General features: G+C 36.1%; 11 protein-coding genes and 1 pseudogene. 7 read left to right on the top strand and 5 right to left on the bottom strand.

Annotation, left to right across the window (positions count from 1 at the left end):
* Positions 1 to 259: 259 nt before the first annotated feature.
* From A9G28_RS06515 to ybaK, 5 genes and pseudogenes are all read left to right on the top strand, one after another.
* Positions 260 to 1,340: pseudogene (locus A9G28_RS06515) on the top strand (IS3 family transposase).
* Positions 1,341 to 2,396: 1,056 nt separating this feature from the next.
* Entirely contained in the window at positions 2,397 to 3,329 is a 933-nt protein-coding gene (gene glyQ / locus A9G28_RS06510) for a glycine--tRNA ligase subunit alpha (protein ID WP_065566201.1), read from the top strand.
* Positions 3,330 to 3,339: 10 nt separating this feature from the next.
* Entirely contained in the window at positions 3,340 to 5,412 is a 2,073-nt protein-coding gene (glyS, locus tag A9G28_RS06505) for a glycine--tRNA ligase subunit beta (protein ID WP_065580134.1), read from the top strand.
* Positions 5,413 to 5,485: 73 nt separating this feature from the next.
* Positions 5,486 to 6,298 (top strand): hypothetical protein, encoded by an 813-nt coding sequence (locus tag A9G28_RS06500; RefSeq protein WP_065580133.1) that lies wholly within the window; start codon positions 5,486 to 5,488, stop codon positions 6,296 to 6,298.
* A 104-nt stretch (positions 6,299 to 6,402) separates the two neighbouring features.
* On the top strand, positions 6,403 to 6,897 hold the full coding sequence (ybaK, locus tag A9G28_RS06495; RefSeq protein ID WP_065580132.1) for a Cys-tRNA(Pro) deacylase: 495 nt from the start codon (positions 6,403 to 6,405) through the stop codon (positions 6,895 to 6,897).
* Positions 6,898 to 7,111: 214 nt separating this feature from the next.
* On the opposite strand, the gene A9G28_RS06490 is transcribed toward ybaK, so the two are convergent.
* From A9G28_RS06490 to A9G28_RS06475, 4 genes are all read right to left on the bottom strand, one after another.
* Positions 7,112 to 7,384, bottom strand: a complete 273-nt coding sequence (locus tag A9G28_RS06490; RefSeq protein ID WP_065566205.1) for an HU family DNA-binding protein — start codon at positions 7,382 to 7,384, stop codon at positions 7,112 to 7,114.
* Between the two features lie 174 nt (positions 7,385 to 7,558).
* Positions 7,559 to 8,152, bottom strand: a complete 594-nt coding sequence (locus A9G28_RS06485) for a YjaG family protein (protein ID WP_065566206.1) — start codon at positions 8,150 to 8,152, stop codon at positions 7,559 to 7,561.
* On the bottom strand, positions 8,149 to 9,219 hold the full coding sequence (gene hemE, locus A9G28_RS06480) for a uroporphyrinogen decarboxylase (protein ID WP_065566207.1): 1,071 nt from the start codon (positions 9,217 to 9,219) through the stop codon (positions 8,149 to 8,151). Before hemE ends, A9G28_RS06485 begins: the two co-directional genes overlap by 4 nt.
* A gap of 108 nt (positions 9,220 to 9,327) precedes the next feature.
* The gene (locus tag A9G28_RS06475) at positions 9,328 to 10,221 is read right to left on the bottom strand and encodes a LysR family transcriptional regulator ArgP (RefSeq protein ID WP_065566208.1); all 894 of its coding nucleotides are present in this window, start codon (positions 10,219 to 10,221) and stop codon (positions 9,328 to 9,330) included.
* 209 nt (positions 10,222 to 10,430) lie between these two features.
* Between A9G28_RS06475 and rpiA the strand changes: the two genes are divergently transcribed.
* Positions 10,431 to 11,087, top strand: a complete 657-nt coding sequence (rpiA, locus tag A9G28_RS06470) for a ribose-5-phosphate isomerase RpiA (protein ID WP_065580131.1) — start codon at positions 10,431 to 10,433, stop codon at positions 11,085 to 11,087.
* Between the two features lie 81 nt (positions 11,088 to 11,168).
* Entirely contained in the window at positions 11,169 to 12,410 is a 1,242-nt protein-coding gene (gene serA / locus A9G28_RS06465) for a phosphoglycerate dehydrogenase (RefSeq protein ID WP_065580130.1), read from the top strand.
* Positions 12,411 to 12,680: 270 nt separating this feature from the next.
* Here serA and A9G28_RS06460 read toward each other — a convergent pair whose 3' ends face one another.
* Positions 12,681 to 14,363 carry a hypothetical protein gene (locus A9G28_RS06460; protein ID WP_065580129.1) on the bottom strand — a complete coding sequence of 561 codons (1,683 nt, stop codon included), beginning with the start codon at positions 14,361 to 14,363 and terminating at the stop codon, positions 12,681 to 12,683.
* Positions 14,364 to 14,460: the final 97 nt, after the last annotated feature.

Genomic DNA, 14,460 nt, shown 5'->3' with positions numbered 1-14,460 from the left:
TTAAAACTTAATTCTTACTAAAAAATTGATGAATAAAGTATATCATTAAGCAGCCATTACTCGACAAGATAAATAAAACAGTAAAATTATTTATTGATGAATTTAGTAAACTACCCCCCCCAAATGTATTAGTTGAAGGAATTGATCGTACACCTGCAAATGATCGCTTATCAGCTGAACAAGCTATGTAACTATCCCCTAAAATAGTACAGCAAAAAAGTAGAAAATTCTCTATGATAAAAGAAAAGGGGATTTAATTATGAAAAAAATGACTGAACATCAAATCGTAGCTATTTTAAAAGAAGCAGAGGCAGGTATTCCCGTTAAAGAGTTGTGCCGTAAATATGGCATGGGTAATTCAACTTTTTATAAATGGCGGGAAAATATGGCGGTATGGAAACTTCAGACATCAAACGTCTAAAAGAACTCGAAGCGGAAAACCGCAAGCTTAAGCAGATGTTTGCCGAACTGAGCTTAAAATCCCAGCTTCAGGAAGAAATCATAAAAAAGCTTTAGTGCCCACAAAGGTACGTAAAACGTGGGCGCAGCAACTACAAAAAAATCATTCAGTCACTATTACGATGAGTTGTGCCATTGTTGGTTTAAGCCGTTGTGCTTACTATTACCAACCTAAGTTTCAGGATGATTCCGTGATTATTTCGGTGTTGAATACTGTCACAGACCGGCATTTACGCTGGGGTTTTCCTAAATGTTTTCATCGTATCAGAAAGCTCGGCTATCAATGGAATCATAAACGGGTATATCGGGTGTATTGTGAATTAAAGCTTAATCTCAGGGTAAAGCGTAAAAAACGCATTCCTCCACGATACCCAGAAAGGTTATTAGTCCCCAATAAACAAGGTGAATGTTGGTCAATGGATTTTATGAGTGACAGTAGTCGTAATCAACGTCGCTTTAGGACATTCAATGTCATCGATGACTTTAATCGTGAGGCGTTAGGTATTGATATTGCAGTAAGCTTACCAGTAGAAAGGATTACCCGTTACTTAGATAAACTGGCCGAATATCATGGGTATCCATTAAAAATACGGGTCGATAATGGGCCAGAATTTACAGGAAAAACCTTTATAAACTGGGCTAAATTACATGATATAACCATTGATTATATCCAGCCCGGTAGCCCTTATCAAAATGGCTATATTGAACGATTTAACCGTACCTATCGCACTGAAGTACTCGATTTATATCTTTTTAACAACTTAGCACAAGCAAGGAGAATAACTGAAGAATGGTTAACGATTTATAACACCGAAAGACCGCATGAGGCATTAAATAACATGACACCGATTGAGTATAAAACACTAAAACAAGCAGCATGATTTTCTACGTGAGTTGTGTACTAAGTTTGGGGTATTTACAGCTAAAGTTAGTTAAATATTGGAATGATAATACGCTGGTAGGAAAAACACCCGAATTACAGATATCTAGCTATAGTAGAATCGATTAGCGCTTTATAATAAAATTTTTATAACACTTATCAATATTTTTCTATACAAGAACTTATACAATTATTTCAACAACAACTTAACGTTTGGATAATTGGATTGATTCATTAAGTGATGAAGTTTTGTTTGTTAAAGATTTACGCAATTGGACTAAACCTAACCTAGAATCATAGACAGTAGTTCGATTTATCCATATTAATTCTGCCACGCTGTTAATTTAGTTTCTTTCATTGTCTCACTTTATATCAACCAATCTTGATATCTTGCTGGTTTAGTTTTATAGTTATCGTTCAATGTCATGCTAAGCCTCTATTTTGTGTGAAGATGGCTTCAACACATCACCTGCTCGGTCGTCTTATTTTTTTCTGGCATAAACGACGAATAAGATGCAGTTCAAGACAACGCATAATACACAGCCCTTATTTAAAGCATTACTCACTTAACTGATGGGCCAACGCCTAATTTTATATTTGCCTGACATTAAGAAAGCTAGAACCTTTGTTAGCTTTTTGTCTCCTGTTCAAGTCGCTTTATCTTTTTCCATTGCTTGAATCACTTTTTGTTCGTGAGCTAGTGTTTTTTTGATCTAGGTATAACCATCAAACTCTGACTTTAGTTTTGTTGCTCAACGGCATATTGCTGTTTGGCTAACCTCCATTGCTCTACTGAATTCTTGTACTGTGCCCCTTGCTCAACCACCAGTGAAGCATTATCACGTTTAAATTCTGCTGTAAATTTTTACCAACTTGTTGTCCTTGTTTACTTCATTTTGATGAGGTTAGTTTGCCATCTAATTGGATGCCTTGACGTATTAGGCCACAACAATATCAAATAGAATAAAATTAGGCATTTCACAAGTATTGATAAAAAGTATAAACTATAGCACTATTTAAATAGTCGAAATATCAATTCAACCATAAAGATAACATCATGCAAAAGTTTAATGTCAAAACCTTTCAGGGGTTAATTCTTACGTTACAAGATTACTGGGCGAATCAAGGCTGTACAGTGATTCAGCCTTTAGATATGGAAGTGGGTGCGGGGACTTCTCACCCTATGACCTGTTTACGTGCATTGGGCCCAGAACCGATAAATGCAGCTTATGTTCAGCCATCACGTAGGCCAACTGATGGTCGCTATGGTGAAAACCCAAATAGGTTACAACATTATTACCAATTTCAAGTTATCTTAAAACCATCTCCAGATAATATTCAAGAGCTTTATTTAGGTTCATTAAAAGAGCTAGGGCTCGATCCAACTATTAATGATATCCGTTTTGTGGAAGATAACTGGGAAAACCCAACGCTTGGTGCATGGGGGCTAGGTTGGGAAGTTTGGTTAAACGGTATGGAAGTAACCCAATTTACTTACTTTCAACAAGTTGGTGGTCTTGAATGTAAACCAGTTACAGGTGAAATCACTTACGGGCTTGAGCGCTTAGCGATGTATATCCAAGGTGTGGATAGCGTTTATGATTTAGTTTGGAGTGATGGCGCTTTTGGAAAAACCACTTATGGTGATGTGTTCCATCAAAATGAAGTAGAGCAATCCACTTATAATTTTGAATATGCTAATGTTGAGTTTTTATTTTATTGTTTTGAACAACACGAAAAAGAAGCAAAGTATTTACTTGAGCTAGAAAAACCTCTGCCACTACCTGCTTATGAACGTATATTAAAAGCAGCTCACTGTTTTAATTTACTTGACGCACGTAAAGCGATTTCAGTTACTGAACGTCAACGTTATATTTTACGCATTAGAACATTAACTAAAATGGTGGCAGAAGCCTATTACGCATCACGTGAAGCACTCGGATTTCCTATGTGCCAAAATTCACACGCTAAGCAAAACGCATCAAAGTAGGATTTAAAAGATTATGCAAAAAACATTTTTAGTGGAAATTGGTACCGAAGAGTTACCACCAAAATCACTGCGCACATTAGCAGAAAGCTTTGCGGCTAATTTTATACAACAACTTGATAATGCGAATTTAGAGCATGGAGAAGTACTGTGGTATGCATCCCCTCGCCGTTTAGCATTAAAAGTTATTAATCTGAATGATACTCAGCCCGATAGCCAAATTGTTAAACGTGGTCCTGCAGTGAGTGCTGCATTTGATACTAATGGCAAACCAACTAAAGCGGCCGAAGGCTGGGCCCGAGGTTGTGGAATTACAGTTGATCAAGCCGAGCGAATACAAACCGATAAAGGCGAATGGCTTTCTTATACTCAACATCAACAAGGCCAACTTGTGGTTAATTTATTATGCGATATGGTTAAAACAGCACTAAGCAAGTTACCTATTCCTAAACCAATGCGCTGGGCAGCTCGCCAAGTTGAATTTATTCGCCCCTGCCATACTGTCACAATGCTTTATGGGGATGAGATTGTAGCAGGTACAATTTTAGATATTGAATCAAACCGAATTATTCGTGGTCATCGTTTTATGGGGGAACAAGAGTTCACTATCGATAATGCCGATCAATATCCCGACATTTTAGAACAACGAGGCAAAGTGATTGCTGATTATGACAAACGAAAAGCAATTATTAAACAACAAGCTGAAAGCGAAGCTGCTAAACTTAATGGTAAAGCCGACTTAACAGACAGCTTGCTTGAAGAAGTCTCATCTTTAGTTGAATGGCCTGTTGTATTAACGGCTAAATTTGAAGAACGTTTTTTAGAAGTACCGGCTGAATCACTGGTTTACACCATGAAAGGCGATCAAAAATACTTCCCTGTTTATGATAAACAAGGCAAATTATTACCAAACTTTATTTTTGTCGCTAACATTGAATCCAAAGATCCACAAGTGGTCATTTCGGGGAACGAAAAAGTAGTTCGCCCACGCCTTGCTGATGCTGAATTCTTTTACCAAACCGATTTAAAACAGCGTTTAGAAGATCGCTTGCCTCGCCTTGAAACAGTCTTATTCCAACAACAGCTTGGAACAGTTAAAGAGAAATCAATTCGCATTGAGCTACTATCAGGCTTTATTGCTGAAAAAATTGGCGCAAATATTGAACAAGCGAAACGAGCAGGTAAGTTAACTAAATGCGATTTAGTAACCAATACTGTTTTCGAATTTCCTGAAACACAAGGTATTATGGGGCGCTATTTAGCGCTTAAAGACGGCGAAAATATTGAAGTAGCAACTGCAATTGAAGAACAATATAAACCACGTTTTGCTGGTGATGAGTTACCAAGTACTACGGTTGCTTGTGCGGTTTCTATTGCTGAAAAAATGGATACCTTAGCGGGTATTTTTGGCATTGGTCAGCATCCTAAAGGAGACAAAGATCCTTTTGCATTACGCAGAGCGGCTATTGGAATATTACGCATCATTGTTGAGAAGGCATTGCCGTTAGATCTTGTTGAATTAGCAAATTATGCCACATCGTTATATGGCGATAAGCTAAATAATAAAAATGTAGTTGAAGATATTGTTAATTTTATGCAAGGTCGTTTTCGAGCTTGGTATCAAGAACAAGGCTTTGCTATTGATACTATCCAATCAGTTCTAGCTCTTAATCCAACTAAGCCAGCTGATTTTGATGCGCGCGTTAAAGCAGTGACTCACTTTAGAACGTTGCCTGAAGCTTCGTCATTAGCGGAAGCGAATAAACGGGTGTCAAATATCTTATCAAAAACAGATATTGCGATTCCAGAGCAGATCAATGCAGCATTACTAGAAACGGGAGCCGAAGGAGAATTAGCTAAAAAATTGGCAATTTTAACCGATAAACTTGCGCCTTATTTTAACCAAGGTCGTTATCAAGAGGCTTTAGTTGAACTATCGTCGCTAAAAGACACTGTAAACGCATTTTTTGATTCAGTCATGGTTATGGTTGACGATGAAAAAATTAAACTTAATCGATTAGCACTGTTGAAAAAGCTACAAAACCTATTCTTAAAAGTCGCTGATATTTCATTATTGAAAGCTTAATTTTCGAATTGAATCATTTAAAAATAATAGTGGTAACTAAATCGGTTACCACCTATAAGGAACTTATATAGAAATGCAAAAACAAATCCCTTTTTCTTTAGTTTTTATACAAACATGCAATTTTTTTCGTAATCGTATTATACCAATTACGTTTGTAAGTCTATTACTAGCATTAATGTGCTCAGTTATAAGTTACTACCTTTACAAACCAGAAATGGATACACAGTTATATTTATCAGGAGATATCGCTAGCTATGTATCAGTTATTATTATAGCATTTACAATCCCTAGTACTATAAAATCAATTAGTATTGCAACAATTTATAACCTTTATGTAAGTGATAAACTTAACCCCAGATTATTACTGCCTAGAGCATTAGAAAATCTATTAAAAATTATTGCTTTTTACTTTGTAATAATTTTTCACTTGGTTGTTATAGCATTATTTTTATTTTTAATCTTTATAATTTTAAATTTACTACTTCCCAAATATTTGATTATTTCATTAATTTTTATAACGCTAATTATTTCCTCTGTACTTTTCTATATTTTTACTAACTTCTTTTTGGGATTATTGGCAGAATCTAAACAAAAAAGTTGCTCTGAGTTATTTTCGTTAAGTTGTCAACTGACAAAAACACAATGGCGACCTTCTTGTCTTATGCTATTAACTAATATCGCATGTTTAATGATTATTACTCTATTGTCTATGATAATCGATGAAAACAATATCGTAGTTAATATTATCTGTACGTTCTGTTCTATGTTTTTTGATATCTTCCTGACGAGCTTTTTCTATCGTCTTTATTGGTTAGCAACTAATGATGCTAACTCAAACTTTCCAACAAAAGATGATCAGCAAGAAACTAATAATTTGATCGTTTAATCATTCTCATCCCCACCAATTTAAATTGGTGGGGAAACTCACTTGCTATATCAATTCGCTGTGTATTATATTTGTTATAATGAAGAACCATTTGGATAACAATTATGACCCCCGCTATTAATTTACTTAAAAAGTTAAAAATCAAATTTAATATCCATCAATATAAGCACGATCCAAATCAAACCAACTATGGGCAAGAAGCGGTTGATAAACTTGATCCCAGTTTAAATGTCACCGCATCACAAATATTTAAAACGCTGATTGTCAATTTAAATGGTAATAATAAAACATTAGCGGTGTGCGTATTACCTGTTAATGAGCATTTAGATTTAAAAAAAGTGGCACAGAGGCTAAAATGTAAAAAAATAGATTTAGCCGATGCTAATTTAGCCCAAAAAGTAACGGGGTATTTGGTGGGTGGAATTAGCCCATTAGGTCAAAAACAACAACTTTTTACACTCATTGACAGTAGCGCCAACCAACACAAAACCATGTTTATATCAGGCGGTAGAAGAGGGTTAGAAATTGAAATTGCACCTCAAGATCTAGCTGATATATTGCAAGCCCAATTGACTGATATCACTATTAAACATAATTGATCACATTCATATTTAATAAGATTTATAGGGTAGATTCGTTGAGATGATGATGAAGCAGAAAATGAAAATAATCGACGTTCTTTGATATGCGTATTTTATTTTTTTAATTGATACAAAAATAATGAAATAACAAATTAAAGCGACAAGGTCATGAGAATATGCTCATGACCTTAAAACAACTCCCATCAATAAAATCGACAGAAAGGCAGCAAACTTATTTGATTGCTTCTTTTAAACTTTTACCTGATACAAATGCAGGCACTTTGCTTGCTTCAATTTTAATTTCTTTACCTGTTTTCGGGTTACGACCAGTACGTGCTTTACGCTCGTTGACTTTGAATGTACCGAAACCAACTAATTGAACTGGCTCACCTGCTTTTAATGATTCAGTAATAGCAGCTAACGTAGCTTCCAATGCTGTTTTAGCAGCTACTTTAGTAATATCAGCTTTGCTAGCAATAGCGTCGACAAGTTCTGTTTTATTCATGGATATATCCTTACATATTATTTTATTGTTAAAGTTAACATTATAAACAAAGCTAAAATTTAGCTTCGCTACTGTAAACAGTGTTTAGATTACATTGCGGTTAAATGTAGTCTATATTCATCTAATATTAAAGAAAAATTTAATAAAAAATAAAAAAATTACACTTTAAACCGCTTAACCGCACAAAAAAACACCAATATTACTTGCTCCAGATGCTCGAATTTCATCTTTTAAGCCTTTTATCAACTCAATCATCTCATTATTTTCATCACGTAATAATCGTAATATCTCCCACTGTAAATCAAATTCATCAATCACACTAGGTAAAGTTTGTTGCGCATCTGGTGAAAGATTAACATTAGTTTTAGTCATTTCAAATTCAGCAATGGTGGTTGCCGATATGCTACTTACTTTAGCGGTATGATCAGCCATTTCACCACTCAAATAAGAGTGTAAAACCTCACCAAGCGCCTGACAAGCATCGATAGCTGGGTAAATCATATAAGGACTGTCATCTGTTACCGTTGGAATGATAGCTTCTAATTTTTCAAGTTGTAAATCAAAATTGATTTTTGCCTCTTCAACTAATAGTGACTCCCAGACTAAATCCAGTATTTTTTTGTAACTTTTAGCGACTTCTTCGGTATGTTGTTGTTGACAATAAAAAACCAAATTCGGGTACATACGTTCACATAAACAAATCATAAACAAACGTTGCTGCCAAGGGGCTAACTTTGCTAATCTTAATTGGACTGGATTTTTAATCATGACAAAACCTTTTGGGACCGTTGATGCACAGCATCAATCAAATACTGCACATGTTCTACAGGAATATCTTGATGAATACCGTGACCTAAATTAAAAATATGCCCATTATAAGCACCAAATTCTTTTAGAACGGCATCAACATTAGACTCGATTATTAATTTGCTAGCATAGAGGACTGACGGATCCAAATTACCTTGTATAGCAATTTTTCCTTTTTGGTGAATATCGCGCAAATTAACGCTCCAATCAACACCAATCGCATCACAACCTGTGTTGGCAATACTATCTAACCACAGCCCTCCCCCTTTTGTAAAAAGCGTAACAGGAACATATGAGCTGATATCGTCAGTTTTAATACCTCGTTTTAATTTTGATAAGATAAGTTGCATATAATGCAGCGAAAACGTTTGATAGCTCTGATGGCTCAATACACCACCCCACGTATCAAATATCATTATCGATTGTGCCCCAGCTTCGATTTGGGCGTTTAAATACAAAGCGACGCTTTCAGCGAGCTTTTCGAGCAGCAAATGTAATACTTTAGGTTTGCTATAAAGTAAGCGTTTAATTTTAGTAAAAGCTTTACTACTGCCGCCTTCTACCATGTAAGTTGCTAATGTCCATGGGCTACCCGAAAAGCCAATTAATGGAACCTTACCATTAAGCTCTTTTTTAGTTAAACGAATCGCATCCATTACATACTTAAGCGATTGCTCAGGATCAGGGATCGGCAATTGCTCAATATCAGATAAACAGGATATTGTTTTAGCAAATTTAGGACCTTCACCCGCTTCAAAGTGCAAACCCAGCCCCATAGCGTCAGGAATGGTCAAAATATCAGAAAAAATAATAGCAGCATCAAGATCAAAGCGTTTTAATGGCTGTAGCGTCACTTCACAAGCTAATTCAGGTGTTTGGCACATAGTCATAAAATCGCCCACTTTTGCTCTTAACTGACGATACTCTGGCAGATAGCGTCCAGCTTGACGCATCATCCAAATAGGGGTGTAATCAACAGGTAAACATTGCAATGCACGCAAATAACGATCGTTTTTTAATTGGCTCATATCTTCAGCTCTTTAAATCAAGTGTTTATTTTGTCAAAGAAGTTTTAGGTAAGCAGCGTTTTAATATAACATCATCTCACTTAACTATTATTTATTTGTGATTTGAAGCTAAGGTTGTGATAATGTATTTTTTGCATAACAAATCAACGTTTCAGAAATATTTTGCATGACACTGCTTTCAGGTGCAAAACGATGCCAATATAGCATACGCCTTTGATATAGCCCTTCTGTTAAGTTAACCAATTCACCATTCTTCAGCTCTTGTTCAATCTGTAACTTTGGTAGCATACAGCACGCAGAGCCTTGTTTAGCTAATTGCACAAACGCCTCTGATGAACTGGTGATATGACACACCACACTACCTGGGGTAAGGTTAAAATTTTCTTGTAAAAAAGCCTGATGCATATCATCTAAATGGTCGAATGCAACCGCTGGCGCTTTAAGTAAAGACGATCGCGTGACACCATTTGGAAAGTACTTTTTAGCAAAATCAGGAGAGGCAACAAAAATATAGTCTAATGCACCTAATAAATCAGACAAACATCCTGGTAAAGGGTTAGCTTGAATACTAATTGCACCAACGACTGTGCCTAAGCGTAGCAGTTCTAAAGTATGCTCTTCATCTTTTACCTGAATATCGAAACGTAAAATATTTTTATCTAAAACAGGCTTTAACGCTGGTAAAAGCCATGTTGCTAAAGAGTCAGCATTAATCGCAATCGACAATGACAATGGTGTAGTATTTTGTTCATTATCACCTAGCCATTGTTGTTCTAATAATTCAACTTGGTGTAGTAACCCCAAAAGATGCTCGCCTTGTTTGGTTGCTTTTGGCGGAATGGTTCTCACTAATAGTTGTTGACCAAAAAAGCTTTCTAACTGCTTAATGCGTTGCGATACTGCGGGTTGTGTAATACACAGCTTATCAGCTGCTCGCTCAAATCCTCGTTCTTTTATCACTGCATCTAATGCTTGTAATGCTCTATAATCTGGACGCTTCATAATCTCTTTACTAATGATTTGATCACTGCTTGAATATTCAAGCTACTTTAACATCGCAATAAGTTTTAAACATATCAAACATTGATATATTTTCTTAAAATCCTAATGATTTTTACTTTCCAATTGGGTACTATGCCATATCTTCAATAATTTTGCTTTTAAAATTTTATTTTTTTTAAGAAAAAGTATCCTCAAAAATAGGTGATACCATGACACAAGACGAATTAAAAAAAGCCGTAGGCTGGTCAGCATTGAAATTTATTAAACCTGATTCTTATGTTGGTGTGGGAACCGGTTCGACAGCATCCCACTTTATTGATGCATTAGCTACAATAAAAGATCAGATCAAAGGTGCTGTATCAAGCTCTGAAGCATCGACACAAAAATTAAAGAGCTATGGCATTACTGTGCTTGATTGTAATGAAGTGGATAGTTTGGATATCTATGTTGATGGTGCTGATGAAATCAATCACCAGTTACAAATGATTAAAGGCGGAGGCGCTGCTTTAACACGTGAAAAAGTGGTTTCAGCCATTGCCAAACAATTTATTTGTATTGCCGATGAATCAAAAGTTGTTGATGTATTAGGTAAATTCCCGTTACCCATTGAAGTGATCCCAATGGCTCGCTCTTATGTTGCTCGTGAATTATTCAAACTAGGTGGTAAACCAATTTATCGCCAAGGCGTCATAACGGATAATGGTAATGTTATTTTAGACGTTCATGACCTTATCATTGCCAACCCCATAGAATTAGAAAATCGAATAAATAGTATTGCTGGCGTGGTAACGGTTGGGTTATTTGCCAACAAAGGGGCAAATATTGCGCTTATAGGAACACCTTCGGGAGTAAAAGAGCTAAAATAAATTTGCTTATCATAATCAAATTTATTGCTTTTATATCACTATAAGGCTCAATTTATATTCTGAAAGCAATGAGAGGAAATAATGGCTATTCAAACGTCAACCAAAGATGAAAACAAATTTTTATTACTTGAGGGTATTCATCCTAGTGCCATAGAAATATTAAAATCGGCAGGTTTTACCAATATTGAGTACCATAAAAGTGCATTATCGCCCGAAGAACTTAAGCAGGCATTAAAAGATGCTCGTTTTATTGGGATCCGCTCAAGAACTCAATTAACCAAAGATATTATTGATGCCGCCCCCAAACTTGCTGGCATTGGTTGCTTTTGTATTGGCACTAATCAGGTTGATCTTGATGCGGCAACGGTGAAAGGGATTCCTGTATTTAATGCACCATTTTCTAATACACGATCTGTTGCCGAGCTAGTCTTAGCTGAAGCGGTATTGCTACTGCGCCGAGTGCCCGAAGCCAATGCAAAAGCTCACCGAGGTAAATGGAATAAAATAGCTACTGGTTCACACGAGGCTCGTGGTAAGAATTTAGGTATTATTGGTTATGGACACATTGGTAGCCAATTAAGTATTCTAGCTGAATCGTTAGGAATGAATGTTTATTTTTACGATATTGAAACCAAATTACCGTTAGGCAACGCTAAACAAGTGTCATCAATGAAAGAGCTGTTAGCGATAAGCGATATCGTTTCAATGCATGTACCCGAAAATTCAACAACGATAAAAATGATAAGCGATAGCGAAATAGACGCCATGAAACAAGGTGCTATTTTAATTAATGCTTCACGCGGTAAAGTCATTGACCTTGATGCATTAACTCATGCACTACAAACCGATAAAATTAGTGGTGCAGCAATTGATGTCTTTCCAACAGAACCGGCTAGCAACAACGATCCATTTGAATCGCCATTGTGCCAATTTGACAATGTCATTATCACCCCTCATATTGGCGGTTCAACCAGTGAAGCGCAAGAAAATATTGGCATTGAAGTCGCCACTAAACTCGCAAAATACTCTAATACAGGTGCAACACTTTCTGCGGTTAACTTTCCCGAAGCATCGTTGCCTATTCCAGCTAAAGGAGCAAGTCGCTTTATTAATATTCACCGTAATCAACCAGGCGTATTAACCGCGATTAATACCTTATTTGCTGAACAAGGGCTTAATATCTCGGCACAATATTTACAAACCGATGCCAAAATTGGTTATGTTGTGATTGATATTGATAGAGTCAATCCCGATAAAGCCGAGGAATTGCTTGATAAACTAAAAAATGTCTCAGGCACTATTCGCGCAAGGTTGCTGTTTTAATTTAATTGCACTCAATGCCGCCTATCTTTCTTTAGGCGGCTAATAAATTAGATATCAATAAAAACAAAGAGCACTAATATCCTAATTAAGTTCTATTGATTAGTCATGTTACTTTATAAAAAGGGTTTAAAACATAATGCACTAAAAGGCGATAATTACTTAGCATGATCAAATTATCCGTTATGCCCGTTTTTTGCTGTTTGCCTATTTCACCCAATTAGTTTGCACAATTCACTACTCGCCGTTTAACAACGAGTAGTGGCAATAAGCTTAAGGGGATACGCATGCAGCTAGCGCTCCTCTTACACCAGCATAAGATAATTCTCCAGAAAGCATATCAACCACCAAATAATCCCCAGATTTCACCTGACTACTCGTCCAAAGCTCTCTTATTATCGAAGCTGTTGACCAAGTAACATCATATGTTTTATCAACATAATAATCATCTTCATCGTCATATTCATCATAATCATGACTAATATTAGGGTTGTATTCACTAGTTATATTCCCCCATTCATTAAGTAATCCTCCTATCCAACGAGCTCCACGTTTAAAACTTAAACGTCGTTGATAAAAACCATATTCAAGCCCTGGTATACCATCGGTCCAACCCACGTATGGGTCATTAGAATTTGTCAAATCATTCGCACCAGGGACACGATAGCCACTACCTAACTCTTGACAAAACCTTGTAGCTTCTTCATGTGTCACTCCTTCATAGACTAGTTGACCGGCTGTATCTACAGAGGGAGGATTATTTATATACCAACGCGCTATTTTAAAGCTATAAAGTAAACGGGTATGACTACTATCAGCATAAATGTTAAACACCGATGGCGAAAAACTCTTATCTATTGAATCACGAGTTGGCCCATTTAACTTTATTTTTAAACCTTTTTTAAAATCTATCGGCCTGGGTCTTCCATTCCAAGGCTGCCAATTCACCTTAGATAAAGAAAGAGATAAGGTTACACCATGACCACTTGCTGCTCTAATAGTTGTACCATTTGCGGCAATAACTTGTTCTGGCGTTATGCCCACTAACACTAAAAAGAAGTGTAACCCATTTGCCCCAGTCGTTGGAAAGTTCTCAATAGACCTATCGACTTGGTGAACTTTAAATCCCAAACCTTGTATCCAATTAGGACCGTCCATTTCAGGATAAAATTCACCATCCAATTCATTATTAGGCCATGCATAACAGCTTGTCGGTATATCTGACTTAGTGCCCAAATAATAAGTATGACTAATCTCATTAAAAGTACTGGTTTGCGGCAGACCATACTCTGTTGATAATGTACCATTAGTTGCCGTCATAGTGAGTTGGTAAGGTACATCACAGCCGTTTAATAATCTATTAGGGTTAGCTTTAATTTCGGCAGTAATATCTTTATCATCAGCGTCTAACCATTTGACTTTTAGCTTACCTGTCGCACTGGCATTACCATCTCCATCAGCATCGCCCCAATAATTATGTGGCTCACCGATTAAGTTACTTAGCTCAATACTTGGGTAATGTGTATTATCTGTTAATGGTACAAATGTTTGAATATCAGCAAATGTTTTTACTTCGCTAGGTAATGCTATAGGATTTGTGTAGCTTGAATTATCAACTTTGGCATTAGGATATAATTCGCTATTTTCACCTGGAGCAATATACAGGCTACCATCAGGTAATTTAATGCTGAGCAAGCCTTCTTCACTCATTATTTTCGTTACACCATTATCCAAGCTTAAATAAGGAGCACTGCCTTGTATCACATTAGAGGTTGTTGCTGATAATGCTGTAGCATTGGTTGATACCATTAAGCCCAATAAAGCACCTGATATTGATAACGTATAACGATTAATATTCCATTTGGACAACGCCGACAATGTACTTTGATAATCTGTTTTTACGTTTTTTATAAAATTAATTTTTTGTACAAAAGACAAATTAGTATGACTATTCATTCCACCATTACCTGTTATAACTTATTGGTTATTAATTCCATTTTTCTAAATATTATCAATTATAAACAAAAATAAGCCTTATTTAACCAACTTTTTT

It is taken from the genome of Gilliamella sp. Fer1-1 (assembly GCF_001690825.1).
GTDB lineage: Bacteria > Pseudomonadota > Gammaproteobacteria > Enterobacterales > Orbaceae > Gilliamella > Gilliamella apicola_C.
This window is presented reverse-complemented; position numbering and strand designations above follow the sequence as displayed.

What these genes read in the sequence shown, in the direction of transcription:
- glyQ (WP_065566201.1), top strand. Translation starts at nt 2,397, where the DNA reads ATGCAAAAGTTTAATGTCAAAACCTTTCAGGGGTTAATTCTTACGTTA.
- A9G28_RS06500 (WP_065580133.1), top strand. Translation starts at nt 5,486, where the DNA reads ATGCAAAAACAAATCCCTTTTTCTTTAGTTTTTATACAAACATGCAAT.
- ybaK (WP_065580132.1), top strand. Translation starts at nt 6,403, where the DNA reads ATGACCCCCGCTATTAATTTACTTAAAAAGTTAAAAATCAAATTTAAT.
- A9G28_RS06490 (WP_065566205.1), bottom strand. Translation starts at nt 7,384, where the DNA reads ATGAATAAAACAGAACTTGTCGACGCTATTGCTAGCAAAGCTGATATT.
- A9G28_RS06485 (WP_065566206.1), bottom strand. Translation starts at nt 8,152, where the DNA reads ATGATTAAAAATCCAGTCCAATTAAGATTAGCAAAGTTAGCCCCTTGG.
- hemE (WP_065566207.1), bottom strand. Translation starts at nt 9,219, where the DNA reads ATGAGCCAATTAAAAAACGATCGTTATTTGCGTGCATTGCAATGTTTA.
- A9G28_RS06475 (WP_065566208.1), bottom strand. Translation starts at nt 10,221, where the DNA reads ATGAAGCGTCCAGATTATAGAGCATTACAAGCATTAGATGCAGTGATA.
- rpiA (WP_065580131.1), top strand. Translation starts at nt 10,431, where the DNA reads ATGACACAAGACGAATTAAAAAAAGCCGTAGGCTGGTCAGCATTGAAA.
- serA (WP_065580130.1), top strand. Translation starts at nt 11,169, where the DNA reads ATGGCTATTCAAACGTCAACCAAAGATGAAAACAAATTTTTATTACTT.
- A9G28_RS06460 (WP_065580129.1), bottom strand. Translation starts at nt 14,363, where the DNA reads ATGAATAGTCATACTAATTTGTCTTTTGTACAAAAAATTAATTTTATA.